Annotated in this window: 23 protein-coding genes (1 of these 23 cut by a window edge); 16 read left to right on the top strand and 7 right to left on the bottom strand. The window is 52.4% G+C overall.

Going from position 1 to position 26,071, the window contains the following annotated elements; translation table 11 throughout:
• Position 1: 1 nt before the first annotated feature.
• The 5 genes from KJW29_RS15680 (at position 2) to serC (ending at position 6,979) form a co-directional block, all read left to right on the top strand.
• The gene (locus tag KJW29_RS15680; protein WP_214630487.1) at positions 2 to 1,540 is read left to right on the top strand and encodes a sensor histidine kinase; all 1,539 of its coding nucleotides are present in this window, start codon (positions 2 to 4) and stop codon (positions 1,538 to 1,540) included.
• Positions 1,541 to 1,594: 54 nt separating this feature from the next.
• Positions 1,595 to 2,584: a 4-hydroxy-3-methylbut-2-enyl diphosphate reductase gene (locus tag KJW29_RS15675; RefSeq protein ID WP_214630486.1), complete on the top strand. Its 990-nt coding sequence runs from the start codon at positions 1,595 to 1,597 to the stop codon at positions 2,582 to 2,584.
• Between the two features lie 394 nt (positions 2,585 to 2,978).
• Positions 2,979 to 4,040, top strand: coding sequence for a 3-deoxy-7-phosphoheptulonate synthase (gene aroF, locus KJW29_RS15670; protein WP_087572415.1), 1,062 nt, complete (start codon positions 2,979 to 2,981; stop codon positions 4,038 to 4,040).
• Positions 4,041 to 4,273: 233 nt separating this feature from the next.
• Positions 4,274 to 5,698, top strand: coding sequence for a type I glutamate--ammonia ligase (gene glnA / locus KJW29_RS15665; RefSeq protein WP_214630485.1), 1,425 nt, complete (start codon positions 4,274 to 4,276; stop codon positions 5,696 to 5,698).
• 195 nt (positions 5,699 to 5,893) lie between these two features.
• Complete coding sequence (gene serC, locus KJW29_RS15660; protein WP_214630484.1) at positions 5,894 to 6,979, top strand: 3-phosphoserine/phosphohydroxythreonine transaminase; 1,086 nt, start codon at positions 5,894 to 5,896, stop codon at positions 6,977 to 6,979.
• Positions 6,980 to 7,068: 89 nt separating this feature from the next.
• On the opposite strand, the gene KJW29_RS15655 is transcribed toward serC, so the two are convergent.
• Positions 7,069 to 7,788 (bottom strand): response regulator transcription factor, encoded by a 720-nt coding sequence (locus KJW29_RS15655; RefSeq protein ID WP_214630483.1) that lies wholly within the window; start codon positions 7,786 to 7,788, stop codon positions 7,069 to 7,071.
• Positions 7,789 to 8,077: 289 nt separating this feature from the next.
• On the opposite strand from KJW29_RS15655, the gene trmL reads away from it, so the two are divergent.
• The 3 genes from trmL (at position 8,078) to KJW29_RS15640 (ending at position 10,493) form a co-directional block, all read left to right on the top strand.
• Positions 8,078 to 8,545 carry a tRNA (uridine(34)/cytosine(34)/5-carboxymethylaminomethyluridine(34)-2'-O)-methyltransferase TrmL gene (gene trmL, locus KJW29_RS15650; protein WP_214630482.1) on the top strand — a complete coding sequence of 156 codons (468 nt, stop codon included), beginning with the start codon at positions 8,078 to 8,080 and terminating at the stop codon, positions 8,543 to 8,545.
• Between the two features lie 145 nt (positions 8,546 to 8,690).
• Positions 8,691 to 8,939, top strand: a complete 249-nt coding sequence (locus KJW29_RS15645) for an AbrB/MazE/SpoVT family DNA-binding domain-containing protein (protein ID WP_179215969.1) — start codon at positions 8,691 to 8,693, stop codon at positions 8,937 to 8,939.
• A 357-nt stretch (positions 8,940 to 9,296) separates the two neighbouring features.
• The gene (locus tag KJW29_RS15640; RefSeq protein ID WP_214630481.1) at positions 9,297 to 10,493 is read left to right on the top strand and encodes an aminotransferase-like domain-containing protein; all 1,197 of its coding nucleotides are present in this window, start codon (positions 9,297 to 9,299) and stop codon (positions 10,491 to 10,493) included.
• On the opposite strand, the gene KJW29_RS15635 is transcribed toward KJW29_RS15640, so the two are convergent.
• Positions 10,477 to 11,202, bottom strand: a complete 726-nt coding sequence (locus KJW29_RS15635; RefSeq protein WP_214630480.1) for a DUF2161 domain-containing phosphodiesterase — start codon at positions 11,200 to 11,202, stop codon at positions 10,477 to 10,479. The genes KJW29_RS15640 and KJW29_RS15635 overlap by 17 nt on opposite strands.
• A gap of 241 nt (positions 11,203 to 11,443) precedes the next feature.
• Between KJW29_RS15635 and KJW29_RS15630 the strand changes: the two genes are divergently transcribed.
• The 3 genes from KJW29_RS15630 to KJW29_RS15620 all read left to right on the top strand — a co-directional run bounded on the left by KJW29_RS15630 (position 11,444) and on the right by KJW29_RS15620 (position 15,118).
• Entirely contained in the window at positions 11,444 to 13,339 is a 1,896-nt protein-coding gene (locus tag KJW29_RS15630; RefSeq protein ID WP_214630479.1) for a PrkA family serine protein kinase, read from the top strand.
• 171 nt (positions 13,340 to 13,510) lie between these two features.
• Positions 13,511 to 14,515: a globin-coupled sensor protein gene (locus KJW29_RS15625; RefSeq protein ID WP_214630478.1), complete on the top strand. Its 1,005-nt coding sequence runs from the start codon at positions 13,511 to 13,513 to the stop codon at positions 14,513 to 14,515.
• A 90-nt stretch (positions 14,516 to 14,605) separates the two neighbouring features.
• Positions 14,606 to 15,118 carry a YhcN/YlaJ family sporulation lipoprotein gene (locus KJW29_RS15620; protein WP_214630477.1) on the top strand — a complete coding sequence of 171 codons (513 nt, stop codon included), beginning with the start codon at positions 14,606 to 14,608 and terminating at the stop codon, positions 15,116 to 15,118.
• Between the two features lie 73 nt (positions 15,119 to 15,191).
• Here the strand turns inward: KJW29_RS15620 and KJW29_RS15615 are convergent, their stop codons facing one another.
• A complete protein-coding gene (locus tag KJW29_RS15615; protein ID WP_246608736.1) occupies positions 15,192 to 15,713 on the bottom strand; it encodes a WGxxGxxG-CTERM domain-containing protein in 522 nt (173 codons plus the stop codon).
• A 253-nt stretch (positions 15,714 to 15,966) separates the two neighbouring features.
• On the opposite strand from KJW29_RS15615, the gene KJW29_RS15610 reads away from it, so the two are divergent.
• Positions 15,967 to 16,362, top strand: a complete 396-nt coding sequence (locus KJW29_RS15610; protein ID WP_143810447.1) for a hypothetical protein — start codon at positions 15,967 to 15,969, stop codon at positions 16,360 to 16,362.
• A 68-nt stretch (positions 16,363 to 16,430) separates the two neighbouring features.
• Here KJW29_RS15610 and KJW29_RS15605 read toward each other — a convergent pair whose 3' ends face one another.
• Positions 16,431 to 17,894: a SpoVR family protein gene (locus KJW29_RS15605; RefSeq protein WP_214630476.1), complete on the bottom strand. Its 1,464-nt coding sequence runs from the start codon at positions 17,892 to 17,894 to the stop codon at positions 16,431 to 16,433.
• Between the two features lie 74 nt (positions 17,895 to 17,968).
• Positions 17,969 to 19,432 carry an MFS transporter gene (locus KJW29_RS15600; protein WP_214630475.1) on the bottom strand — a complete coding sequence of 488 codons (1,464 nt, stop codon included), beginning with the start codon at positions 19,430 to 19,432 and terminating at the stop codon, positions 17,969 to 17,971.
• 205 nt (positions 19,433 to 19,637) lie between these two features.
• Between KJW29_RS15600 and fabI the strand changes: the two genes are divergently transcribed.
• The 4 genes from fabI to KJW29_RS15580 all read left to right on the top strand — a co-directional run bounded on the left by fabI (position 19,638) and on the right by KJW29_RS15580 (position 24,476).
• Positions 19,638 to 20,399, top strand: a complete 762-nt coding sequence (fabI, locus tag KJW29_RS15595) for an enoyl-ACP reductase FabI (RefSeq protein ID WP_181376455.1) — start codon at positions 19,638 to 19,640, stop codon at positions 20,397 to 20,399.
• A gap of 207 nt (positions 20,400 to 20,606) precedes the next feature.
• On the top strand, positions 20,607 to 22,121 hold the full coding sequence (gene arfA / locus KJW29_RS15590) for an arabinosylfuranosidase ArfA (protein ID WP_214630474.1): 1,515 nt from the start codon (positions 20,607 to 20,609) through the stop codon (positions 22,119 to 22,121).
• Between the two features lie 102 nt (positions 22,122 to 22,223).
• Positions 22,224 to 23,132, top strand: coding sequence for an ArsR/SmtB family transcription factor (locus KJW29_RS15585; protein ID WP_214630473.1), 909 nt, complete (start codon positions 22,224 to 22,226; stop codon positions 23,130 to 23,132).
• 273 nt (positions 23,133 to 23,405) lie between these two features.
• Positions 23,406 to 24,476 (top strand): S-layer homology domain-containing protein, encoded by a 1,071-nt coding sequence (locus tag KJW29_RS15580; protein WP_214630472.1) that lies wholly within the window; start codon positions 23,406 to 23,408, stop codon positions 24,474 to 24,476.
• A gap of 48 nt (positions 24,477 to 24,524) precedes the next feature.
• Here the strand turns inward: KJW29_RS15580 and glsA are convergent, their stop codons facing one another.
• Together glsA and KJW29_RS15570 are read right to left on the bottom strand one after the other, a co-directional pair.
• Positions 24,525 to 25,487 carry a glutaminase A gene (gene glsA / locus KJW29_RS15575; protein WP_108991800.1) on the bottom strand — a complete coding sequence of 321 codons (963 nt, stop codon included), beginning with the start codon at positions 25,485 to 25,487 and terminating at the stop codon, positions 24,525 to 24,527.
• A gap of 43 nt (positions 25,488 to 25,530) precedes the next feature.
• On the bottom strand, positions 25,531 to 26,071 hold the 3' portion of the coding sequence (locus tag KJW29_RS15570; protein ID WP_214630471.1) for an endonuclease/exonuclease/phosphatase family protein. The gene runs 242 nt beyond the window's last position; 541 of the gene's 783 nt are visible here — the last part of the coding sequence; the start codon falls outside the window, past its right edge; it ends in the stop codon at positions 25,531 to 25,533.

Below are 26,071 nucleotides of genomic sequence, written 5' to 3'. Positions count from 1 at the left end.
CATGTCCATTCGGCTTCGCCTGACATTATGGTATTCGGGGCTTCTGGCGGCGACGCTGCTTGTGTTCGGGATCAGCCTGTATGTCTTCATGAATTGGAATACTTACGCGGACGTGAAAAATCAGTTGAAATCGACTAGCGACAGTCTGGGCTTCACTTTGATCACTCAGAACGGCCAGTTGCGATCCATTGATTTGAATTGGGAGTCCAGGTCGCAGCTTGCCAGCATTCAAGAGAAACAGATGTACCTTCAACTAAATAATTACGAGGATGGTTACATTACCAGATCTCGAAACCTCATGCAACTGGACGATCTCATTATTCCTTATCCCGATGCGCAGTCGAACCCCGTAGACGGTTTTTTTACGAAAAACGTCACGATCGGCAAGGAAAAATATAAAATGATTACGTATCAAAAGGCGATTCCCTACAAAGGGAAACTGATCGGAATATTCCAAGTAGGTACGTTCACCTTCAACGAAGACAAACAAATGAGCGGGCTGCGCACGATACTGATCTTCCTGTCCGTCGCCGTCGTGCTGATCGCTTTCACCGTAGGTCTGCTTATCGCCAGACAGGCGCTGCGACCGATCGAAAGAGTCATTACGGCCACTCGCCAGATCGAGAAGGGCTCCGACCTAAGCGTCCGAATACCGGAAGGCGGTCCTCAGGATGAGATCGGAACGCTGGTGGATACGCTTAATAAAATGTTATCCCGTCTGGAGCGGGCTTACAACGAGCTTGACGATGCCTATAAGGTGCAGCGCCGGTTCGTATCCGATGCGTCGCATGAGCTGCGGACACCGCTGACGACGATTCGCGGCAATATCGACCTGCTGGAGAAGATGTGGAGCCAGGCGAAGCTGGAGAACGGCAGCGGAGCCGCGGCAGCTTCTGCACTGCCGCTCTCGTCGGAGCACTTCGGCATCTCCACCGAAGCCATATCGGACATCTCTGCGGAGACAAAGCGCATGAGCACGCTCGTTAATGATCTGCTCGCGCTTGCGAGAGCGGATGCCGGTTATGTCATGGAGAAGGAACAGCTGCAGTTGAGGTCACTGACCGAGGATGTCGCTCGCCGTGCAGTGCTCTTGCCCCGCCATGCGGAGTGGAAGGTCGGCGATCTGTCGAAGTTGGATCATGTCGCCGTATACGGAAATCACGATTATGTGCAGCAGCTGCTGTTTATATTTATCGAAAATGCGTTTAAGTATACGCCGTCCGGCCATGTGGAGCTGAGCTCGGTTCGTAGAGAAGGGCATGTGGGCTGGATGGTTCGCGATACCGGCATCGGGATGAATCCGGATGAGATACCGCATATCTTCGATCGTTTCTATCGCGCGGACGAATCTCGCGGGGTGACGGTAGGCACGGGCCTGGGTCTGTCGATCGCCAAATGGATTCTCGACGAGCATGGCGGATCTGTTGAAGTCACTACTTTGGAGCAGGCCGGCACAACGTTTATCATTTGGCTGCCGATAGACTTTTCCCCAAGGTCTGATTCGTCTATAATGGAGGGAACGGACCTTGACGAGGATTAGCCTCAGAAACTAGAGCGCGGTTGGCCAGAGGGGTCCGCAGAAAGCAGGTGCAGCATGGAAATTGTGAAAATCTCGCCTCGCGGCTATTGTTACGGCGTCGTCGACGCGATGGTCATCGCCTTGCAGACGGTCAAAAATTTGGAGATGCCTAGACCCATCTATATTCTTGGCATGATCGTGCATAATGCGCATGTAACGGAAGCATTCGAGCGGGAGGGCGTCATCACCCTAGACGGCGCGAACCGACTGGAAATATTGGAGCAGATCGAGGAAGGAACCGTCATCTTTACGGCGCACGGGGTCTCTCCCGAAGTACGCGAGCGTGCGAGAGCGAAAGGTCTGACCTTAGTGGACGCGACATGTCCCGACGTAACCAGGACCCATGATCTGATTCGCGCGAAGACGGCGGAAGGTTATCATATTATTTATATCGGCAAGAAGGGCCATCCCGAGCCGGAGGGCGCCATCGGCGTCGCGCCGGACCTCGTCCATCTCATCGAGCGCGAAGAGGAGATCGAATCGTTGGCTGTGCCCGCAGGAAAAGTCATTATTACGAACCAGACGACGATGTCGCAATGGGATATTCGCCATATTATGAAGAGGCTGCAGGAGAAGTATCCCCATGCAGAGATTCATAACGAGATTTGCCTTGCTACTCAGGTTCGGCAGGAAGCGGTGGCCGGACAGGCGGGCGAAGCCCAGCTTTGTATCGTCGTCGGCGATCCGCGCAGCAACAACTCCAACCGCCTTGCGCAAGTGTCGGAGGAGATTGCGGGAGTCAAGGCCTATCGCGTATCCGACGTCAGCGAGATCAAGCGCGAGTGGCTGGACGGCCTGGATCGAGTAGCCGTTACTTCGGGAGCGTCCACGCCAACTCCGATTACGAAGGAAGTGATCGTTTATCTGGAGCAGTTCGATTATCGCGATCCATCCACATGGGAGATCAACCGGACGGTGAATATGAACAAGCTGCTTCCGAACGTGCGCGTCAAGTCGAGTAACGAAAGCGGCGGCAGCTCCGAATCCGCTACAGTGGCGAAATAACGGGATGAGGGAGAGGCGGCGAGGGCACTACGGTGTCGCTTGCCGCTTTCTTTGCACAAATAAGATTTACGACAGGGGTTGACGAAACGTCGTCCCATCCTGTATATTTACTTTAGCGATTAAAAGCATAAAAGCTTAAAAGCCTAAAAGCTTTTAAGTGCGAAAGCGAAAAGTTGGTTTCTAGATGGTTTAAAATTAAAATGAGGTTCAAAAATCCGGTTTTCAGCACCGAGAAGATTGGATACAACTAGAAATTGAGGAGCGGAGCGTAGCAGCGCTACGTGAGCACCGGAAATTTCGGTTGGATTCAATATTCGATGCCGAATATGCTTCTCGAGATTCTTCGTGATGGGAAGCGGACTTTTTGAACTACCATACAAAAGGAGAGATGGCGATGATAGTTATTACTAGGAACAGCGTATCGGACGAAAGAATTGGTGAGATCGTTCGTTATATCGAGAATACAGGCGTTCAAGCTCATGTATCCAAAGGGACGGATCGTACGGTTATCGGAATCATCGGCAATGCGATGCCTACGCTTGCAGAGCATCTGCGCTCCATGCAGGGCGTAGAGAACGTCATCAAAATTTCCAAGTCTTATAAGCTGGCTAGCCGTGATTTCCATCCGGACGATACGGTCATCGATATAAAAGGCGTCAAGATCGGCGGCAGCAATCTTGTCATTATGGGCGGTCCGTGCGCGGTGGAGTCGCCGGAGCAGATCGACGAGATCGCAAGATTGGTCAAGGCCGCAGGCGGCCAAGTACTGCGCGGCGGCGCCTTCAAGCCCAGAACAGGGCCATACAGCTTCCAGGGCGTTGGCGTAGAAGGGCTCATCATGATGGCTGAGGCGGGCAAGAAACACGGTCTTCTGACGATTACAGAGGTCATGACGCCGGAATACGTGGACATCTGCGCAGAATACGCCGACATCCTGCAGGTTGGCACGCGCAATATGCAAAACTTCGATCTGCTTCGCAAGCTGGGCACGATTCAGACGCCGGTGCTGCTCAAGCGGGGCTTCAGCTCCACGTACGACGAGTTCCTGAACGCGGCGGAATACATTCTTGCCGGCGGCAATCCTAACGTCATGTTGTGCGAGCGGGGAATCCGAACGTTTGAAACATATACCCGCAACACGCTGGATCTGTCCGCAATCCCTGTCTTGCAATCGCTTAGCCATCTTCCCGTCATTTCCGACCCGAGCCACGGCACGGGCCGACGCGAATTGGTAGAGCCGATGTCCAAAGCCTCCGTTGCCGCGGGAGCGAACGGTCTTATTATCGAGATGCACACGGATCCCGATAACTCCATGACGGGCGATGGCGTTCAGTCGCTGTTCCCGGATCAATTCGCGAAGCTGTTAAAGGAGCTGGAGCAACTGGCTCCCCTTGTGGGCAAAGAGTTCGCAACGGATAAAGCTCCCGCAGACGCTTTTGTAGAATGGATCAAATAGAAGGATTCGGAACGTATGGCAGAGATGGCCATGCGTTCTTTTTTTGCATTTAAAAGCCGTTTTGTGAACAGAAATTTAAACTTGTGAGTATTCCTCACATTGCGATAAAAAATACCTGACATAAGTATTGACGGAGAGAAAAGGTAGTTTTATAATTACGACATGGTTTGGAGCGATTGTTGAACGTTCGTCTTTAAAACACAAGTTAATGTTCGGAAATGGAGGAAGTTTAGATGTCAGTTCAAAAGGTTTTGGATCAAATTAAAGAAAATAACATCCAGTTTGTCGATTTCCGCTTTATCAGCCTTGCCGGTGGCGCGCATCATATTACGTTGCCTTCTACAGAGGTGGACGCAGATACGTTCGTAAACGGCGTAGCTTTCGACGGTTCCTCGATCCCTGGTTTTCGCGGTATCGAAGAATCCGATATGGTTATGATGCCTGACCCGGAATCCGTATTTGTTGATCCATTCACCAGCCATCCAACTTTGAATGTAATGTGCGATATCTACACTCCAGACGGCAAGCGTTATGAGCGCGATCCGCGCAGTATCGCTCAGAAAGCTGAAGAATACCTTCAAACAACGGGTATCGGTACAACAGCATTCTTCGCGCCTGAATCCGAATTTTTTATCTTCGACGATGTACGTTACGAAAGCTCGATGAACACTTCCTTCTTCTCTGTTGATTCCGAGGAAGGGGCTTGGAACACGGCACGCAAAGAAGAGGGCGGCAACCTGGGCTTCAAGATCCCTGTTAAAGGCGGTTACGTTCCTGTCGCTCCAGTGGACTCCCAGCAAGATATCCGCAGCGAGATGGTTCGCCTGATGCAAGAAACGGGTCTTCGCGTTGAGCGTCATCACCACGAAGTTGCTACTGCCGGCCAAGCCGAGATCAACTTCCGCTTCGATACGCTGACCAAAACAGCAGACAACCTGATGAAATACAAATATATCGTTCACAACGTAGCCCGCCAGTGGGGCAAAGTGGCAACATTCATGCCGAAACCGCTGTTCGGCGACAACGGCAGCGGCATGCACGTTCATACGTCGATCTTTAACGGCGACGAGCCGCTGTTCTACGACAACAAAGAATATGCAAACCTGAGCAAGCTCGCTATGAGCTACATCGCAGGTGTTTTGTACCACGCTCCGGCTCTGATCGCAATTACGAACCCGAGCACAAACTCCTTCAAACGTCTGGTTCCTGGTTATGAAGCGCCGGTTAACCTGGTATTCTCCAAAGGAAACCGTTCCGCGGCCGTTCGTATCCCGATTGCTGCAGTAACGCCTAAAGGCTGCCGTATCGAGTTCCGTACGCCGGACTCCACGGCCAATCCATACCTCGCGTTTGCGGCTATGCTGCTTGCCGGTTTGGACGGCATCAAAAAAGGCCTTGACCCGGTTGCTTTGGGCTACGGACCATTCGACAAAAATATTTACGATCTGCCAGAAGAAGAGAAAAAAGAAATCCGCAGCGTTCCAGGCACATTGGACGAAGCGCTTGACGCGCTTGAAGCCGATTCCGGCTTCCTGACAGAAAGCGGCGTATTCTCCCAAGACTTCATCGACAACTACGTTGCATTAAAACGCGCAGAAGCAAAAGCTGTATCTATTCGCGTTCACCCACACGAGTACAGCCTGTACTTCGGCTGCTAATATTCGCAACACCAAAAACGAGCCCGAGCGGGCTCGTTTTTTGGTGTTAGGTTTTGTGCAAATCCGAATAATATTTGAAGTTTTTATTGTTTTTGTTCGACTTTGGAGTTCGTTCATGACATTTTTACTTGAAGGAGCGGTTCAAACTTGCTATTATAGCCATATCGTGTACAAAGCTGAAGGGTGGAGAGAAAGATGGCAAGAGCATTTAACTTTAATGCAGGGCCGGCGGCAATTCCGCTGGAAGTGTTGCAGCAAGCTGCAGAGCAATTCGTTGACTACCAAGGCGCGGGAATGTCGATTATGGAGATGTCCCACCGGAGCGCGCTGTTCGAGGGTGTCAACAACGAAGCGCAGGCACTGTTGAAGGAATTGATCGGCATTCCGGACAATTACCAGGTGCTCTTCCTGCAAGGCGGCGCAAGCACGCAATTCGCGATGCTGCCGATGAACCTTCTGAAGGCTGGGCGTCCTGCTGCATATGTGAAGACGGGCGCATGGGCGGACAAGGCCATGAAGGAAGCGCAGCTTATTGGCGAGACGGTCGTCGCGGCTTCGACGGAATCCGACAAATACATGAGAATGCCAAGCTTGTCGGAAATTGTCGTTCCGAGTGATGCTTCCTATTTGCACTTGACCTCGAACGAAACGATCGGCGGCGTGCAATTCCATGAATTTTCCGATACGGGCGATATCCCGCTGATTGCGGATATGTCGAGCGACATCCTGAGCAGACCGATTGATGTCAGCAAATTCGGCGTCATCTATGCAGGCGCTCAAAAGAATCTGGGACCATCGGGCGTAACAGTTGTCATCATTCGCGACGATCTCGTTGAACAAAGTCCAAAGGATATTCCTGCCATGTTCAGATACAATACGCATGCCAAGGCAAGCTCGCTCTACAATACGCCGCCATCCTTCTCCGTTTATATGGTAGGTCTTGTGCTGAATTGGATTAAAGGCATGGGCGGAGTTGGCCAACTGGAGCAATACAACCGCGACAAAACAAAGCTGATCTACGACGCGATCGACCAAAGCGGCGGTTTCTATCGCGGCGCGGCTCAGACGGGAAGCCGTTCGTTCATGAACATTACGTTCCGTTTGGGCAGCGAGGAGCTGGAGAAGCTGTTCGTTAAGCAATCGGAAGCGGAAGGTTTCGTTGGACTTAAGGGGCATCGCGATGTTGGCGGTCTGCGTGCTTCGACTTATAATGCCGTACCGCTGGAAAGCTGCCAGGCGCTGGCTCAGTTCATGGCCGACTTCCAGAAGCGCAACGGTTAAGAACTGTAAGTTCGAGTTCAAAAAACGCCCTCCCTCGAATGTTCGAGGAGAGGGCGCTTCCTTGTCTCGGCGCGTATGCGGTACATGGTTCAGGCCAGCGAAGAGGTTTCGGTAATGGCAGGGCCGTTGAGCTTGTAGCCGACGTTGCGGACGGTCGTAATGTATTCCGGCGTTCTTGCGTTTTTCTCGATTTTGTCCCGCAGATGGCTGATATGGACGTCCACGATACGAGTATCGCCGAGGAAGTGGTAATCCCATACGCCGTGCAGAAGCTGTTGACGACTGAGCACTTTCCCCTTGTGCTTGCAGAGGAACAGCAGCAGCTCGAATTCCTTGGGCGTCAGCTCGATCGGCTTGCCGTCCAGCATCACTTCGCGTTGATCGGCAAGGACATGGAGTCTGCCGATGGAATAGATGGTTTCTTCCGTTGCTCCAGGCAGCGTCTGCAAACGGCGGAACAAGGCTCCGATCCGGGAGATGAGCTCCTGGGGGCTAAATGGCTTGGTCATATAATCATCGGCTCCGTTGTCGAGGCCTGCGATTTTGTCAGTGACGTCCTGCAGAGCGGTTAACATGATGATCGGTACGGCGTTATTTTGCTTGCGAAGCTCTCTGCATACCTGAATGCCGTCCATCTTGGGCAGCATAAGATCCAATACGATCAGATCAGGGCGGAAAGGCTTGAGCAAATCGAATACCGCCTCTCCGTCGCCGACGCATCTGACGTCATAGCCGGCAAGTTTTAAGTTGAACTCGATCAACATGGAGATAGATGGTTCGTCATCTACGACCAATACTTTTTTTCGCATCAATTTGTCTCCTTTGCCACCAATTATAGTACCATTATGGGAGACGACATTTCGCTTAAGATTAACGGTACGTTAAGCGAATGTTAAATTAACCAGATTAGGGCGTGTCTGAAAACCCGTTCAGTGGCACCTTTCACCGCCTTTTCGCCCCCTGCTTCGTTCCGTTTGCTTGACGTACCCCCGGTACGCCTTCACAAACGCGCCTTGCATGGAACGAAAATTCGGCAAAATTTGCTCTCCTCAGAGTTCTCAGACACGCCCTAGCATGAAGACGGGAGCAACAATTCATATGGCATTTCACATTGTGTTGGTTGAACCGGAAATTCCCGCGAATACGGGCAATATATCACGGACCTGCGCGGCGACGGGCACGATCCTCCATCTGGTCAGGCCGCTGGGCTTCGATACGGACGACAGAACGCTAAAGCGCGCGGGGCTTGATTACTGGCATTCCGTACAAATTATGTACCATGATTCCTTCCAGGAGGTTAGAGAGCTGTATCCCGAAGGACGTTTCTTTTTCGCGAGCACGCGTGCCACCCGATATTATACGGACTTCGAATACCAGGATGGCGACTTCTTTGTGTTCGGCAAGGAAACGAAAGGCCTGCCTCAATCATTGATCGACGAAAACCTGGAAACTTGCATGAAGATGCCGATGAGGACCGATCATGTGAGATCCCTAAATTTGTCAAATTCAGTTGCAATTGTCATATATGAAGCTTTGCGACAAAACAATTTCATTGGTTTGGATTAATTTTTCGAAAATTCCAACTTAATTTGCGGGGAAGGAAATTTGTTTCTGTCGTCGAATCTCTACAACTAGCGAACGTATTAATTAATTGTGGTGGTCCGCAAAAGTTTCGCAAAACTATAAATTCAGGCATAAAGAGGTGAAACTGATGAAACCAGCAGGAGTGGTAAGGAAAGTAGATCAGCTTGGACGCATCGTTCTTCCGAAGTCGTTGCGCAAGCGGTATCTGATGAACGAAGGCGATCCGGTGGAAATATTCGTTCAAGGAGATCACATCATTCTGGAGCGGTACCGCCCAAAATGCGTGTTCTGCGGTTCCATGAACGAAGTTCAAGAGTTTAAAGAAAGATACGTTTGCGGAGGATGCATGGGAGAGATGGGCTTTCTCAAGCGATAGCCGCTAACGGCAAGTTTGCCGGCCGATGCCCGCAAACGAAATGAAGCTTCTGCGCCAAGTGATCTTGGTTCAGAAGCTTCATTCGTACTTGCGGAAAAAAAGCGCATTATAGCCCGCTGGTTTTGTCGTCGTTGTATGAGCTCGTCAAGATTGCGGCTATAAACAACACGAACACGGTGATAACGATCCAAAAGTTCAATCCAAGCATTCCATCGACACCTCCAGTTAACTATAGATATTATAACCAAGTGTGGAGAAAAAGAAAACTTTAAAAGTTGTGAACACATTGTTAACATAGAGGATATGAGTAATGTAATGTAGAAAATTATCGAAAGATGCAGGAGAGGGGCACAACCGATGGATTACCGATTTTCGACAAATGTAGCGAACTTAAAATCATCTGCCGTTCGCGACATTCTGAAGCTGACTCAAGGGAAAGATATGATTTCATTCGCGGGCGGGCTTCCGGCAGAAGAGTTGTTCCCCGTACAAGCCGTTCGAGAAGCTGCTGATCGCGTATTTACGGCAGGAACGGGGGCGCTTCAGTACGGACTAACGGAAGGTTTCCTTCCGCTGCGCGAGCAGCTGTGCGGCCGTATGGCAGCCAAAGGCATGGCGGCTACGCCTGACGAAATGATTTTGACGACGGGATCCCAGCAGGCCATCGATTTGTTGATCGGCGTACTGACGGAACCGGGAGATATCGTTTTAGTAGAGAAACCGACCTATCTCGCCAGCCTGCAGGTGTTCGCTCTGCATGGTCTCCAGGTCGTCGCTGCCGATTCCGACGAGGAAGGCATCATCCCCGAGGCGGCTGAAGCATTGATCAAGCAGTACGGACCCAAGCTGCTGTATGCTGTTCCTACATTCAGCAATCCTACAGGCAAAGTTTGGAGCGAGGAGCGCCGCAAGCGCATGGTTGCGTTATGCAAGCAATACGGCCTTCTCGTTATTGAAGACGATCCTTATGGCGACATCAAGTTCAAGTCCGAGGAGAACTATCCTTCGTTGTTCTCCATCGCAGGTCCGGCAGAGAACAATCCCGTTATCTATACGAGCACCTTCTCCAAGACGGTAGCACCGGCGCTTCGGACGGGCTGGGCAATCGGCGACAGCCGGGTTATCAGGATGATGGCCAAAGCGAAACAAGCGGCAGATCTGCATTCCAGCACGATGGATCAGCAAATCCTAAGTCAACTGCTAAGAAGCTTTGATCTCGACGCGCACATCGCGCTGATCTCTAAGGAATACGGCGATCGTATGCTGGAAATGCACTCGTTGTTGGAGCAGAGCGGGTTGTCTGATCTGACATGGGTAAAACCGAAGGGCGGCATGTTCCTGTGGGTAGATCTGCCGGAGGGAATGGATGCCGAGGCTCTGCTGCGATGCGCGGTAGGGAAAGGCGTGGCGTTTGTGCCGGGCATCTCCTTCTATGCCGGCGAGCCGAAGCGCAATACGGCGCGGCTGAATTTCACGCATAACAAGGGAGCCCGGACGGTTCAAGGGGTAGAACGCCTGGTCGAGGCGATCGGGGAATTCACGGTTCGAAGCTAGTCTCGGCGATCCAGCGCGACAGCACGTCGCCATAATGCGTCAGCGCTTCCGCCCCTTGCGGCTGCAAGGCGTATACGCCGCGATCGATCTTGCGGAACCAGCCGTAATGATTCTCGCGCATGAGCTGGCCGCTGCGGCTGAAGCCGGTCGCGGCGGCTACGGTCTTAGGCGCCGACGGACCTCGCGCTTGCAGTACGTATGCGCAGCGCAGAGCTTTCTCGCGGTAGGCAGTCACAAGCTTGCGGCCTGTGGAACCGCCAACGTTGTAGTCGCCGCTGCGTTCCCTGAATTCGGTGAGCAGCCGATCCCGCTTGCGATGCCTTGCGCCTCGAACAGGAGGATCGCCAGGATCGCATAACATTTCAATGACGGGAGCTTTTGTCTTATAGAAAGTGACGGTCATCAGACCGAGACCAAGCATCCGGCACAGCTCCGTCAAGTCGCCGAATCGTTGATTGACGGCGCCGCTTTTTTTGCGATTGCGTTCTACGGCCAGCACGACGTCGGCATGGAGCCGAAGACGTTCAACCCCTTGCAGAAGCAAGGCGAGGTTGAACGTCTTTTTCATTTCGACGATGACAGTGTCGTCGCGCTCGGGATGAATGGCGACCAGGTCGCAATGCATCACCTCGCTTTTCACCGTATATCCTCTCGCTTCGTAATAACGTTTAATAGGAGGATACAATTCCTCTTCCTTTATAACTGCCATTATTACCCAACTCCTTCCGGTAGGCTCCGGCATCTGCGTATCTCCTTATTATAACAGGGGCTTGCGGCAACTTGTCGATTATTTGCGGAGCGGCAAACAAAATAATGGTCAATTTCCAGGTGAAATAAGCATAGGTATTTAATACTTCACAAAATGTTGGACTACAAGGCGGCTGGCGCGGAAATGTTTCCCGAGCGGAGAAGGAATAGCGGAGATTGGAAGCGATGGGAGGAGACACGGCATGGACATTTTCAAACGAATATCCGAATACCAGGCGGAGAGCGAGAGGCTGGCATGGACTGGGAGCTTCAAAGAATACGTTGAACTTCTCAGGCAGGATCCCTCCCCGGCAATGACCGCGCATTCGCGCGTGTATGAAATGATCGAATCGTACGGGGTCGAGGAAGCTGGAGGGCGCAAGACTTATAAATTTTTTGAACAGGAAATATTCGGTCTGGACCGAGCGGTAGAGAAGCTGGTGGAGGAGTACTTCCATTCTGCCGCAAGGAGGCTGGATGTACGCAAGCGGATTCTTCTCTTGATGGGACCGGTCAGCGGCGGCAAGTCGACGATCGTGACCATGCTTAAAAAAGGTCTGGAACGTTACTCGCGAACGCAGCGTGGCGCCGTCTATGCGATTAAAGGATGTCCGATGCACGAGGATCCGCTTCATCTCATTCCCCAGGAGCTGAGGCAGGAGATCGAGAAGGAGCTTGGCGTAAGGATCGAAGGCAATCTATGCCCGTCCTGCCAAATGAGGCTCCAGACGGAATACAGCGGACATATCGAAAACGTTATGGTGGAACGCGTCTTTATATCGGAAGACAACCGGGTCGGTATAGGTACATTTAGCCCGTCGGATCCCAAATCGCAGGATATCGCGGACCTTACGGGCAGCATCGACTTCTCCACCATAACGGAGTACGGGTCGGAATCCGATCCGCGGGCCTACCGTTTCGACGGCGAGCTTAACAAAGCGAACCGGGGCCTGATGGAGTTCCAGGAGATGCTGAAATGCGATGAGAAGTTTCTGTGGAACCTGCTCTCCCTAACCCAGGAAGGCAACTTCAAAGCCGGCCGCTTCGCGCTCATCAGCGCCGACGAGCTTATCATCGCTCATACGAACGAATCGGAGTACAAGGCGTTTATCAGCAATAAGAAAAACGAAGCGCTGCAATCCCGGATGATCGTCATGCCGATTCCTTACAATCTCAAGGTGTCGGAGGAAGAAAAGATTTACGACAAGCTGATCTCGCAGAGCGACATGAAACATATCCACATCGCGCCCCACGCTCTGAAATCGGCCGCGATCTTCTCCATTATGACGCGGCTGAAGGAAACGAAGAAGCAGGGAATGGATATCGTCAAAAAGATGCGGATGTACGACGGCCAGGAGGTCGAGGGTTTTAAGGAAGCGGATTTGAAGGAAATGCAAAACGAGTATGCCGAAGAAGGCATGTCGGGCATCGATCCCCGCTATGTCATCAACCGGATATCGAGTGCCTTGATCAAGCAGGATATGCAGTGCATTAACGCGCTCGACGTGCTGCGCGCCTTAAAGGAAGGACTGGATCAGCATCCATCCATAACGAAGGAAGAACGCGAGCGTTACTTAAACTTTATCTCCATCGCGCGCAAGGAATACGACGGTCTCGCCAAGAAGGAGATTCAGAAAGCGTTTGTCTATTCGTTCGAGGAATCCGCCCGTACCTTGTTCGAGAATTATCTCGACAATATCGAAGCTTATTGCAATTGGGCGAAGATCAAGGATCCCCTTACGGGAGAGGAGCTTGATCCCGACGAACGTCTCATGCGTTCCATCGAGGAGCAAATCGGCGTATCGGAGAACGCGAAGAAGGCGTTCCGCGAGGAAATTCTTATTCGTATCTCATCCTATTCCCGAAAGGGAAGGAAGTTTGACTTTACAAGTCACGAACGTCTCCGCGAAGCGGTGGAGAAGAAGCTGTTTACCGATCTGAAGGATATTGTAAAGATTACGACATCGACCAAAACGCCGGATGAAAGCCAGCTTAAGCGCATTAACGAGGTATCGAAGCGGCTTATCGACGAACATTCCTATTGCCCGGTCTGCGCGAATGAGCTCTTGCGCTATGTGGGAAGCCTGTTGAATCGATAAGTAGTCCTCCGATTTAATATTCCTATACGCAGCCTTTACCTTCTCCATAAGCGAGGGTAGAGGCTGTCCGTCGTCAAGAAAGTTGAACTTAATCTCAAATATTCTCTACAGAAATTTGTCGGATGCCGATATAATAGGAGTGATCGCATTACATTAGAGGAGCCGTGTATATTGATACAAGTAAATGCTGTACGTCGCAAACAATTGGATTTTACCGGAATTACGGAGTTGGATCTGCAATTGTTGAAGGGCTGTCGGCCAATCTTCGAGGAAGTCGTCAAGCAAGTCGTCGACCGCTTCTACGACAGGATTGGGAAAGAGCCGGAACTGGTTGCCATAATCGAAAGGGTCAGCACTGTAGATAGATTAAAAGAAACGCAACGCGTTTATTGGCTGTCGCTTGCCGACGGCGGGGTTGACGACGCTTACATTGAAAATCGGATCCGGATCGGAGCCGTGCACTCGCGAATTGGACTTACGACGGACTGGTATTTAGGTACTTACATGATTTATCTGGATATCGCGACCGATGTGTTGAGACAAGCTTTGCCAGATCGGTGGCAGCAGATTGTGTTCGCAATGACCAAGATGTTCAATCTGGATTCGCAATTCGTACTCGAAGCCTACAATATGCACGAGCAGGTCAAAATCCAGGATCTTGCAGACGACCGTGCCTCCATGCTAACGACAGTTACGGGAGCCGTGCAGGAGCTGGCATCATTGATAACAGAGCTCGACGAAGGCGCGAATCAAATTGCGACGACCGCGATATCGACTTCGCAATCTCAAGATAAATCGCATATTTTGCTTGAGGAGCTGCGTGGCGAGCTTGACGGCATTAGCGAGATGGGGATTCTAATCCGCGGCTTGTCGGATCAGACACATCTGCTTGGTCTAAATGCTGCGATCGAAGCGGCGCGGGCCGGCGAGCACGGACGCGGATTCGAAGTCGTTGCGAACGAGGTTCGCAAGCTGGCTGCTTCATCCCGTAACGCTATGGAGGGGATTGGGCAGAAGCTGGAGGAAATCGACAAGAAGCTGAAAGAGGTCCGGCGGGAGTCGGAGCAGACCTCGGAGCAAGCGCGCAATCAGGCGGCGTTGTCGGAGGAGCTTGCTTCCTTCGTTCATATGGTTGATAAAGTTACGCAGGATTTAAAAAGTCTTAGGGCGGATTAGAAACAGCCGTTTTGGATGTAAGGAAAGTCATGTATAATTTCCATCCCTCTCTGCGAATGTTAAGAGCATACGACGGAGGTGGATGAATCCATGATGCCTTGGAGAAACGGGATGTACGTCTTGCTTCTATTCGGTATTCTCGCTCTGCAAAGCGGCTGCGGGGATACGGCGCCGGAGCGGAGGGACGGCTATGGGGCCAGGAGCCCGGAAGCAACGAAAGGAATAGGTCCGCTTGGTTTACGATCGCAGAACGGTACGGCAAGGGTTGGGAGCGAACAATTGACGCGGATCGCCGAGCAGGTGCCGGGTGTCGAGGGAGCAATCGTCGCGTTAAATGGCGACACAGTTGTGGTCGGCTTATCGGTGGACGATTCCGGCAAGCGCCGTATCGTCGAAAAGCAGGTGATGTCCCAGCTGTTGTGGCAATATCCGGAATACGATTATTATGTGACCTCGGATGAATCGCTGGTGGAACGGGTGAGAAGCGCGAATCGAAACGGCGGCCAATACGGGATGCAGTCGATTGCGATGAACGACGAAATTTCCGCAATCGCCGACGAGATCGCCCGAACGATGATTAAGCCGCAGCACATCAAGCGGTAACAAGCACGCATTATGAAGGAAGAAAGCCTCTATAACCGCGGCTGCGCGGTTATGGAGGCTTTTCGTTTCGTCATTACGCCCGATCGCGTTCCCGATCCCGGCTTCTCATGCCGGCAAGGCCAAACAAGCCCAGCAGACCTAACCAGCCCCAGCTCCAGCCGCGATTGGTTGTTGTCGTCGCGGTAGCGCGGTAGCCGTTGTTCGTTGTGTTCATGGCACGGTAACGATTGTTGACCGTTCCATGATCAGTTCGTGTATCATAGGTGCGGACGCCGTTCTCGACTCGATTGGTTGCACGGTTCACGTCCGTCTCGGCACGGTTCATGGCGCGATTCATGCCGTTCCCCACGCTGTTAGCGGCGCGTTCGACGTCGTATTCAACCCGGTTCGTCGCACGCTGCATGCCAGTCTTCATGTTGTTGTAGCCTTCCCGCATTTCTTCCCCGATCGTTTCTGTGCCATTGTAGCGAGTGGCGTTCATATTGGCGTTACCGCTTGGCTCGATACCCTCGTAGCGATTGGCATCCGCGGTCGGCGCCGCGAAAGCCAATGTGAAACATGTCAATAATGCTGCGAACAGGCCTGCTTTCTTCATGAACGTAAACATCCTTTCTAAATGGGAGTATTGGTTCATGAGTAGCTTGGGCGAAAGTCGCTGTCGCTATCCCGCGATTGGAGCACTTCTGCCATGGGAAGTATTTGCGGTCGGACCTTGCTTATACATGGCATAATGCGGCGATTCGGACAATGTTCACTCGTTGTTCATAGCTATAGCCCGTAGGAGGCATGCGAAGCTGCCGGCGATGATGGTAAGATAGGAGCAGAACTTCAATTTGGAAAGCTGGTGCATGATGACATCGAATCCCATCTCTAGAATTACTCCTGTACTGCTGGCTCTCGTGCTGTTTGCGGCGCTGACCGCATGCTCTTCGGGAGGCTCGGCTTCTTCCGTCGATCCCGCCTCGGTGGACGTTGCGGTCACGACGGATCCGGCGCCTGCCAAAGGGAACGAAGCAGTAAAGCTGGCCGGACAATTCACGGGCATCGAGCTGGATAAGTCGGCGACCGTTTCCTTCGAGATCCGCGTCGGCGATGAGACCGAAATCGTTGATGCCGAGTTTGCCGGAGACAACACTTTTAAGACAGACTACACATTTACCCGTACGGGCATTAACGAAGTGTTCGTCCATCTATATACCGGCGATCTTCACGTTACGAAAAAAAAGCCGGTCGAGGTTCAATAGACGGCAAAGCAAATAAAAGGAGCCGCCTCAAAGGTCGATTGCCGACCCGCGAGACTGCTCCTTTCGCATTAAACGAATTTTCGGCTCGTTTTTTTTCCGTCGCAACTAAACACGATTTTTTTATCCTCCACAAACGTCTCCAAGTGAACGTTTTTGCCCCACAGCTGCACGACGTAAGGAAGCGTGCGCTCCACGTATTTGAGATCCAGCTCCGTCCCCTCGTACTGATGAGTGAGGTATAATTCTCCGACGCGGTTGAAGTCGCCGTCTTTCACCATAAGGGAGGGGAAACCGCCGTTCACCTTGGAGTAAACGAGCTGTTCGCGGATGTTTTCCCAGGATTTATCCGTAATTTTCCACTCCGGCCCCTTCTTCTCAAAAATATACAGGTCCAGCTCATCGACCAGTTCCTTGGTCAAGTAATTGCGCAGAAAGGAGATGTCGGAGTCGAGCTCGCGCACCTCGAACATCTTCTCCCTTCCCCTGCCGGGCACGCGGCCGAACCGCTCTTGTTCCTCTTTCGTTGGATTATCCCAACGGCGCTCGATGTCCTCGAATATTTTTAGGCCGAGATAATACGGATTCAGGCTATGGCGGGACGGTACGACGACGGAAGAATTAAGCTTGGCGAATTCGATCGTCTCCTCGCTTGTCAGATCCATCTCGCGGATGATGCGTTGATGCCAGTAGGAAGCCCAGCCTTCATTCATGATCTTTGTCTCGAGCTGGGGCCAGAAGTACAGCATCTCGTCCCTCAGCATGGTCAGAATATCGCGCTGCCAATCCTCCAGAACGGTCGAATATTCTTCGATGAACCAGACGATGTCCTTCTCCGGCCGCGGAGGGAACCGCTTTGCCTCCAGGGCTCTCGCTTCAGCCTCCGCCGCTGCAGCCGCGACTGCTTCCGTATCGAGGTCCCACAGATCGTCGAAGGATCCCCCGCTTGCGGAAGCGGAAGCTTTGGCAGTGGAGGATTCCAACTCCTTATTGCTCATCTCGATGTACCTTTTTTTGTCCAGTTGATAGGGCTTGATAAGGGTTGGGTCGACATGCTCTTGAATCGCGAGGATCGCGTCGATAAATTTCTCCACCGCTTCCGAGCCGTATTGCATCTCGTATTGATGGATCCGATCGGCCGTGGCGGACATGCTTTCGACCATGTTGCGGTTGGAGACTCCGAATCTGGCGTTGTTCTTGAAGAAATCGCAGTGCGCCAGCACGTGGGCGACGATCAGCTTGTTCTGGATGAGAGAGTTGCCGTCCAACAGGAAGGCATAACAAGGATTGGAGTTAATGACGAGCTCGTATATTTTGCTAAGGCCAAAATCGTATTGCATCTTCATCTTGTTAAAAGTTTTGCCGAAGCTCCAGTGGCTAAAGCGGGTTGGCATGCCGTACGCTCCGAAAGTATAGATGATGTCGGCCGGACAAATCTCGTACCTCATCTGATAAAAATCGAGACCGAAACCTTGGGCGATCTCCGTTATTTCATCGATGGCTCGTTCGAGCTCGCGAATCTCCTCTTGTTTCATGAAATATCCCTCCGGATTCCGAAATACGGTTCATACCATACTTATGTGGACGGGGGAGAAGTTATGAAGCGATTCTAGGAACCGAGCGCCTGCTCGCTCCGTTTGCCAACGGCTGATATAACGGCTACCGCCAATAAAATAAATCCGGTCAGCAAAAACCCTTGCTGTATGCCCAGGGACAACCATCCTAGCGTAGAGGAGCCCGCCACGACGCCGAGCGAGAAAAAGGCGTAGAAGTAGCCGTAGGCTCTTCCTCTTCGTCCGGACGGCGTCGAGCGGATCAGCATCGTGTTAATGGACGGGAACAAGAAACCGAAACCAATGCCGTACAATGACATAACGCCATACAGGGCAAGCGAAGAAGAGGATGGTCCGATGAGCAGTTGGCTGACGCCCATCAGTCCCACTCCGACAGCCATCGTAACGGCAGGAGGGACCCGGTCGAAGATTCGATTGGTCGGCAGGACAAACACGAGTACGGCAACGATGCCGAACACGCTCATCAGCGTTCCGCTTAACCTTGAGTCGTACCCCAGCGATTGGACATGGAGCGGCAGCAGGTAGGCGATTACGCCTTGAGAAAACATGAGGAAGAAGGCGCCGGCATAAGCCTTCGCGATACCTGCGTTAATAAACGGTCTTGCTTGCCGCGTTAGAGCGCCATCGCTTTGTTTGTTCGGCGCCGACTTTAAATGGTTGAGGAACAGCGCGGATAGCACGGTAAGCAGCAGGCCAAGCGCCGCGACGCAAGCAAACACGAACGGCACGGACGTCTTGCTTGCCGTAATCCCGCTGAAAGCGGGGCCGACAATGGCCGCCAAGCCGACGAAGGTGCCGGTAATAGCGACCTTCTTGCCTTGTTCGTTGCCAGCCGTCGTGTTGGCGGAAAAGGTAAAGGCGGCAGGGACGATCAAACCGGCGACGAAGCCGTGTATAATGCGGACGGCGATGAGCAAAGCAGGACTGTCGACGATATGGTAGAGCAGCAGCGCCCCGCTGGACAAGAGCAAGCCGACCATGAGCATTCGGAAGGGGCCGAGCTTGTCCGTCAAAAAGCCGGACAGAATGTTGCCGATCGTATTGGACAAGGAATACAAGCCGATGACGAATCCGGCTACGAAGGCGCTGGCCCCTACCGAAGTGGCGAACGTACTCATGACGGGCAACTGCGCAAACAAGTCGAAGAATGAGAAGAACACGATGCTGTATACGAGCAGCGTAACGTTGATCGATCCCACGGCATATTTCGACTGAGCTTTTTTGAGCTGCCAGTCCAATACAAAGTTGCCGAGCGGAACGAAGGCAGCGGCGAATGCGGCAAGCGGCCATAACAAGCTCCATCTCACTTTCAGGGCGGCATACAAAATAGAGAGTCCGTACAAGACGAATATGCCGCCATGCACGCTACCCATGACGGTCACGGCTTCGTCATGTCCCCATACATATTTTAATGGCATGGCAACGGCAAGCAGCAAGAGCAGCGATATTCCGTCGAGCAGGCCCGTCGTGCGCAGAATGGTAATCGGATGAATCTTCATGAGCAATCTCCTCAGCTGTTAATAATGAATGGATGCACCTATTCTATCACCTTCCTCCTCCGGTTTGTTGACAAAGTGCGGATTGACACCAAACGTTAAAGATTGATAAGATAAGTTCAATATTTATAAATTGGTATCTGGTACTAAGTCCAGGTGCTAATTTCAAGCATATAACTTATCCGAGGTGATCGCATTGAGCAATTGGATGACGGGCAAAAATATAGTCGTTATGGGCGTAGCGAACGAAAGAAGCATCGCATGGGGCATCGCCAGATCGCTTTATAAAGCAGGAGCGAGCCTCATCTTTACCTACCGGAAGGAACGTTCCTTTCAGAAGCTGTCCCAGCTGCTGGAGGAGGAGGGCATTGAGCCGCTTATGACCGTAAGCTGCGATATTTCGGAGGACGCCAGCATACAGGCTGCCTTCGACGCAATAGGGGCGCGCGTTGGGATCATCCATGGAGTCGCGCATTCTATTGCATTCGCGGACAAGGATGAGTTAAAGGGGGAATATGCCAATACGTCTCGCGAAGGTTTCCTTCTTGCCCAGGACGCCAGCGCATATTCGCTCGTTGCCGTGGCCCGCGAAGCGAGGAAGTGGATGAGCGAAGGAGGCAGCATCGTGACTCAATCCTATATTGGAGCAGAACGGGTCGTGCGCAATTACAATGTCATGGGCGTGGCCAAAGCGTCGCTGGAAGCCAGCGTTCGCTACTTGGCAGAGGATCTGGGTCAATTCGGCATTCGCGTGAACGCGGTATCCGCGGGACCGATTCGAACGCTCGCAGCCAAGGGGGTATCGGGCTTCAACGATATAATGTCGACGATCCAGCAGAAGGCTCCGCTCAGACGGAATATCGATCAGGACGAGGTTGGCGATGCCACTCTGTTTTTGCTCAGTCCATTGTCCAGAGCGGTTACCGGCGAAGTTCTTCACGTCGATGCCGGCTATCATATCATCGGTTGAAGCGGTTCCGCCGCTACGCCTAGAACCATTGACCATAAGGTTGATGGTTTTTTTGCGAGGAGAACGTGCAATTATCTTTCAAATGGATTAATTAAAATATGAATTCATAATAGTTAAAATTAGCTGTTGAATTAATTCATATGATGTAGTTTAATAGAGCTATCAACTCACTTGAACTTGAACTTGAACGAAGGAGAGGGAACAGGTATGACTCAACGGGCGAAGATGATAGTGGACAAAGACTTTATAATCGGACAGGTAGACGATCGGATATACGGTTCGTTTATTGAGCACTTGGGCAGAGCCGTATACGGGGGCATATATGAAGAGGGACATCCCGACGCGGACGAGCAGGGCTTCCGGAAGGACGTGCTTGAGCTGGTGAAGGGACTGCAGGTGCCTATCGTCCGTTATCCGGGGGGCAATTTCGTATCAGGCTACAATTGGGAAGACGGAGTCGGTCCCGTAGCGGATCGTCCTAGACGGCTGGAGCTGGCATGGAGGACGATCGAGCCGAACTGGATCGGCTTCAACGAATTCATGGACTGGTGCGGCAAGGCGGGTACGGAAGCCATGATGGCGGTCAACCTCGGGACGCGCGGCATCGACGATGCCCGCAATCTGGTGGAATACTCCAACCATGCATCGGGTTCTTACTGGAGCGATCTGAGACGTTCGCACGGATATGAAACGCCGCATGCCGTAAAGACCTGGTGTCTGGGCAACGAGATGGACGGACCTTGGCAGATCGGCAGCAAGACGGCGGTAGAATACGGACGTCTCGCCAACGAAGCGGGCAAGACGATGAAGCTTGTCGATTCAGGCATCGAGCTGGTCGCTTGCGGAAGCTCCAGCCGGACGATGTCGACGTTCCCGGAATGGGAAGCTACGGTACTGGATCTCGCTTACGATACAGTCGATTATTTATCGATCCATCAATATTTCGGCAATCAGAAGGGCGACGCGAAAAACTTCCTGGCCCAGTCCGTCGGCATGGACCAGTTCATCCATACGGTCATTTCTACGGCCGACTACGTGCAAGCGAAGAAGCGGAGCAAGAAAAAGATTCATCTCTCCTTCGACGAATGGAATGTATGGTTCCATTCTCACGATCACGACAGAAAGCTGGACCCATGGTCGATCGCTCCGCCGCAGCTCGAGGATGTCTACACGCACGAAGACGCGCTTGTTGTCGGTTGTATGCTGATCAGCCTGTTAAAGCGCGCGGATCGCGTCAAGATGGCCTGCATGGCGCAGCTCGTCAACGTCATCGCGCCTATTATGACGCGTAATGGCGGTCCCGCATGGAAGCAGACGATCTATTATCCTTACATGCATGCAAGCGTGTTTGGACGCGGTCAAGTGCTTGTGCCGCTCATTCAATCGCCGAAGTATGACAGCGCAGACTTCACGGATGTGCCGTACGTAGAATCCGTCGCCGTCTACAACGAAGAAAAGAGCGAAGTGACTGTGTTCGCCGTAAACCGCTCGCTGGAGGAAGCGATTCCGTTCGAAATCGATCTGAGAAGCTTCGGCGCGGCATCGATCGTAGAGCACATCGTCCTCGAGAACGACGATCTGCTTGCGACGAATACGGAGCATCGTCCTGACCAAGTGCAGCCCCATGCCGATGGACGGTCGACAATGGACGCGAGCGGCAAGCTGGAGAGCATTTTGAACAAAGCGTCATGGAACGTTATTCGCCTGAAACTGCAATCCTAATTGAATGACGACTCTCACGGGGACGGAGAAGGAGCCGGGATGCTGCTTATCCGTCCTCTTTTGTTGTATGATAGTAGCAAGCGGAAGGATGGGATTGGATAGATGATACAGGCGAATACGGATGCGAAGTGGCTGCCGTTATACGAAGCGCTGGCTTCCGAAGTGCGGCTTGCGATATTGAATTTGCTTTCGGCGGAGGCCATGAACGTCAAAGATATAGCCGCTGCGCTTGGCCTGAGCAGCGCCATTGTCACGATGCACATCCGGAAGCTCGAGGCTGCCGGATTATTGCATACGCGCATGGTGCGCAAGGATGGCGGCACCCACAAGATGTGCGAGCTGGCGGAGCAAAACATACGAATCGAGCTCCCGCACAAGCGTGATCAAGCGATGAAATCGCATGAGACCATGATTCCGATCGGCCATTATACGGAATGCGACATTCATCCGACATGCGGCATCGCCACGAAAGAGAACTTTATCGGCCAATTCGACGATCCAAGATACTTCCTGGATCCCGAACGAATGAACGCGGGCATCTTATGGTTCGGACATGGCTTTGTGGAATACAAAATACCGAATTATTTGCTGACCTCCCAACAGCCGGAGGCACTTGAGATTATGCTCGAGATCGGCTCCGAGGCGCCGGGCGTCAATGAGCATTGGCCTTCCGATATTAGCTTCCAACTGAATACATGCGAGCTTGGCACATGGACGAGCCCTGGCGACTATGGGAACAAACGAGGGAAGTTCTCGCCCAGCTGGTGGCCTGAGTCCGTCAATCAATACGGACTGCTAAAGCTGATTCGGATACAGGAGGACGGGACGTACATCGACGGGCAGCGAATGTCGAACGTGACGCTGGGAGAGATCGCCCTGCATCGGAACCAATGGACGTTCCGTATCGGCGTTCAGCCGGATGCCGAGCATGTAGGCGGCGTTACTTTATTCGGAAGCGGCTTTGGCAATTACAATCAGGATATTATTTTCAAAGTGTTCTATTCGGAATAAACGACCTGTATTTCCCTGTAGTCCTGCCTTGCGGATTCTGATATCCTTCTTTAGAGGTTGTTCAAAAAGTCCGCTTTTGATCACGAAGTATGCCAAGAAGCATACTCGACATCGAATATGGAACGCAAGCGAAACTTCCGATGCTCACGTAGCTTCCACTACGCTCCGCTCCTCAGTTTCTACTTTCATTCCATCTTCTCGGTGCTGAAAACCGAACTTTTTGAACTCGCAATTAAGGAATCAACAATCCTGCAGTTGAAGGAGGACTTCGTTATGAAAAAATCAATGAAGCAAGGCACAGTCGCTTTGGCGGCAGGGATGCTTATTGCTGCATCGATATTGCCTGCGGCTGCAAGCGCGGCTCCAGAGCATACCCTTGAAATGTATTTTCCCGTCGATATAGAAAACCATTGGGCTTACCGGGAGCTCGACAACTTCGTCGTGGCCGATCTTCTAAAAGGATATCGCACGGACGAAGGCGAGGTAGAGATCAGGCCGGAGCAGAGCATCACCCGGGCGGAATTCGTAACGCTGCTCGTACGCTCGCTGGGACTAAAGAGCGATAAAGCGCAGGCTGCTTTCCAGGATGTTCCGTCGGAGGAGTGGTACGCCGATTCTGTGCAAATCGCGAGCTCGCTGGGCATCGTAAACGGCATAACAACGACTGAATTTAAACCGGATCAGCTCATTGAACGCGGCGAAATTGCGGCAATGGTCGTTCGCGCTTTCCCGGACGTGATGGAGACAGAGGATGGAGCGGAATCGGAGGCTGCGCCATTTGAGGACGTTCCCGCCAGCGATTATTTCGCAGCCGATGCCATTGCATCAGCGAGCCGGGCAGGCATCGTAAACGGCATAACGGAGCTTGAATTCAAGCCCTTTCAACATGCGAAGCGAGCGGAGGCCGTCGTCATGCTTCAGAGGGCTTTAAATCAGCAGGACGGCGATCTGCCAAGCTTCGAGCAGCTCAAATCCGTTATTCTGACTGCGGACGAAGCGGAGCTTGCAGCCATTAATCAAGGTGAACTGGAGGGACTGTCGTCCTTGCTGGGGAAACAATATACGGCATTCCAGCTCACCTCGCTGGAGCAATATATTGAGGGAATGAAGGAACTCGTCGGCGACGGCATTGCCATCAGCGTCGAGGAGACGGGGGAACGCAGCATCGAGCTGGTATCCGCCTCCGACCGTTATGCCATCGTAAAGTCGACGGGCGGCTCCTGGTTGTTCAAATATGCATACGATGGACAGCAACAGGCGGAGACCGTATCAAGCGATGGCCATTATTACATGAAAAAAACCGAAGACGGCTCCTGGAAGGTATACGCCATCTTCGAAGAATAATGCAAAAAACCTCTCACCCCGATTTGTTTGGGCGAGAGGTTTTTTATTCTAGAAAAGGCTCCAGTCAAGGGACTGGGATAGGGTCTCCAGCAGATGGACGCCCGCGATGCTGTTGCCCTTCGGATTTAACGATGGCCCGACGATGCCAATGCCGTATCGACCCGGAACGAGGGTTAAAATGCCGCCGGCGACGCCGCTCTTGGCTGGCAGGCCCACCTCGATCGCGAATTGTCCGGAGGCGTTGTACATGCCGCAAGTCACCATGAAGGTTTTGGCGATCTGGACGTATCTGCGAGGGATCAGCACCTCGCCGGACAGGGGGTCCGTTCCGTCGTTCGCAAGCACTAGCGCCATTCGGGACAGATCGCTGCAGGTAACGGCTATGGAGCAATGGCGGAAGTAAACGTCGAGGACGTCGTCGACCTTTCCCTTCAAGACGCCTTTATCTTTGAGGAAATAGGCCATGGAGCGATTTAGATCGGCACTGAGCGCCTCCGAGCGGTAGACGTCGAGATCGTAGGCAAGTTCCGGGTTGCCAGCTAACCGACGGAAAAACCGCAGAACGCGTTCGGACTTCTCTTCGGGACCGTCACCCCCGATCAGAGACGATATGGCAATCGCTCCAGCGTTAATAAGCGGATTAAAAGGAATGCTCGGCTGTACCAGCTCGAGCTTCAGCATGGAATTAAAGTTGTCGCCCGTCGGCTCCATCCCCACCTTGTCGAATACGATCTCCGGACCCCGGTCGATCAAGGCAAGCAGCAGGGTAAATACTTTGGATATGCTTTGCATCGTAAAGGACAGTCCGCAATCGCCAGCAGTTACGGAATTGCCGGAAAAGTCGATGACATGAATGCCAAGCGCATCCGCCGGAGCTTTGGACAGCTCCGGGATATAGGAGGCCACTTTGCCGGCCTGGCACATCGTTTTGCTTGTTTTCACCCAGCCCGGCAACAAAGCGCGAAGTCGTTCGAGCTCCTCGCTTTGATGTGGTAAGTTCGTACTGCTCATAAAAATGGAGCCTCCTTGTTAATGGGGTGCATTCGCTAATGAATTAGAATGAGAGCTTCGCGACGACAGGGTAATGGTCGGAAGGATATCGACCGTTTATTTTGCTTCTTATGATGCTGGTCTCCTCTACCGTCACATTAGGGCTTGTAAAAATATAATCGATCGGCTCGCCCGGGGTCCCCCCCTCGAATGCGTGGAAGGTCCGTCCTAAGGGTTCGGTAATGGCGCCATAAGCGTCGGTTAATTGTTCGGCCAACAAGCGGATAGCGGCATCATTGGGGTGACAATTCAAATCGCCGGTCAGGATGCAAGGGGCTTCGGAAGGTTGGATGATGTCAACGATCTTGTCCAGAATCAGCTGTGCGCTTCGGGCGCGGGCCATCTCGCCGATATGGTCGAAGTGGGTATTAAAGAGATAAAGCTGATTTCCGGAATGATGAACGGATTCCAGCCGAGCCCAGGTGCAGAATCGGGGATAATCGGCGTCCCAAGCTTTCCCGGAAGGTAGCCCGGGTGTCTCCGACAGCCAGAATTGTCCTTCTTCAAGCAAGGCGAGCTGACGTTTGTCGTAATAGATCGCGCAG

This window comes from Paenibacillus agaridevorans (genome assembly GCF_018604145.1).
Classification (GTDB): Bacteria; Bacillota; Bacilli; order Paenibacillales; family Paenibacillaceae; genus Pristimantibacillus; species Pristimantibacillus agaridevorans.
This window is presented reverse-complemented; position numbering and strand designations above follow the sequence as displayed.

Bases quoted from the DNA above. Each gene is read 5' to 3' on its own strand.
- KJW29_RS15680 (WP_214630487.1), top strand. From the start codon at position 2: ATGTCCATTCGGCTTCGCCTGACATTATGGTATTCGGGGCTTCTGGCG.
- KJW29_RS15675 (WP_214630486.1), top strand. From the start codon at position 1,595: ATGGAAATTGTGAAAATCTCGCCTCGCGGCTATTGTTACGGCGTCGTC.
- aroF (WP_087572415.1), top strand. From the start codon at position 2,979: ATGATAGTTATTACTAGGAACAGCGTATCGGACGAAAGAATTGGTGAG.
- glnA (WP_214630485.1), top strand. From the start codon at position 4,274: ATGTCAGTTCAAAAGGTTTTGGATCAAATTAAAGAAAATAACATCCAG.
- serC (WP_214630484.1), top strand. From the start codon at position 5,894: ATGGCAAGAGCATTTAACTTTAATGCAGGGCCGGCGGCAATTCCGCTG.
- KJW29_RS15655 (WP_214630483.1), bottom strand. From the start codon at position 7,788: ATGCGAAAAAAAGTATTGGTCGTAGATGACGAACCATCTATCTCCATG.
- trmL (WP_214630482.1), top strand. From the start codon at position 8,078: ATGGCATTTCACATTGTGTTGGTTGAACCGGAAATTCCCGCGAATACG.
- KJW29_RS15645 (WP_179215969.1), top strand. From the start codon at position 8,691: ATGAAACCAGCAGGAGTGGTAAGGAAAGTAGATCAGCTTGGACGCATC.
- KJW29_RS15640 (WP_214630481.1), top strand. From the start codon at position 9,297: ATGGATTACCGATTTTCGACAAATGTAGCGAACTTAAAATCATCTGCC.
- KJW29_RS15635 (WP_214630480.1), bottom strand. From the start codon at position 11,202: ATGGCAGTTATAAAGGAAGAGGAATTGTATCCTCCTATTAAACGTTAT.
- KJW29_RS15630 (WP_214630479.1), top strand. From the start codon at position 11,444: ATGGACATTTTCAAACGAATATCCGAATACCAGGCGGAGAGCGAGAGG.
- KJW29_RS15620 (WP_214630477.1), top strand. From the start codon at position 14,606: ATGATGCCTTGGAGAAACGGGATGTACGTCTTGCTTCTATTCGGTATT.
- KJW29_RS15615 (WP_246608736.1), bottom strand. From the start codon at position 15,713: ATGAAGAAAGCAGGCCTGTTCGCAGCATTATTGACATGTTTCACATTG.
- KJW29_RS15610 (WP_143810447.1), top strand. From the start codon at position 15,967: ATGATGACATCGAATCCCATCTCTAGAATTACTCCTGTACTGCTGGCT.
- KJW29_RS15605 (WP_214630476.1), bottom strand. From the start codon at position 17,894: ATGAAACAAGAGGAGATTCGCGAGCTCGAACGAGCCATCGATGAAATA.
- KJW29_RS15600 (WP_214630475.1), bottom strand. From the start codon at position 19,432: ATGAAGATTCATCCGATTACCATTCTGCGCACGACGGGCCTGCTCGAC.
- fabI (WP_181376455.1), top strand. From the start codon at position 19,638: ATGACGGGCAAAAATATAGTCGTTATGGGCGTAGCGAACGAAAGAAGC.
- arfA (WP_214630474.1), top strand. From the start codon at position 20,607: ATGACTCAACGGGCGAAGATGATAGTGGACAAAGACTTTATAATCGGA.
- KJW29_RS15585 (WP_214630473.1), top strand. From the start codon at position 22,224: ATGATACAGGCGAATACGGATGCGAAGTGGCTGCCGTTATACGAAGCG.
- KJW29_RS15580 (WP_214630472.1), top strand. From the start codon at position 23,406: ATGAAAAAATCAATGAAGCAAGGCACAGTCGCTTTGGCGGCAGGGATG.
- glsA (WP_108991800.1), bottom strand. From the start codon at position 25,487: ATGAGCAGTACGAACTTACCACATCAAAGCGAGGAGCTCGAACGACTT.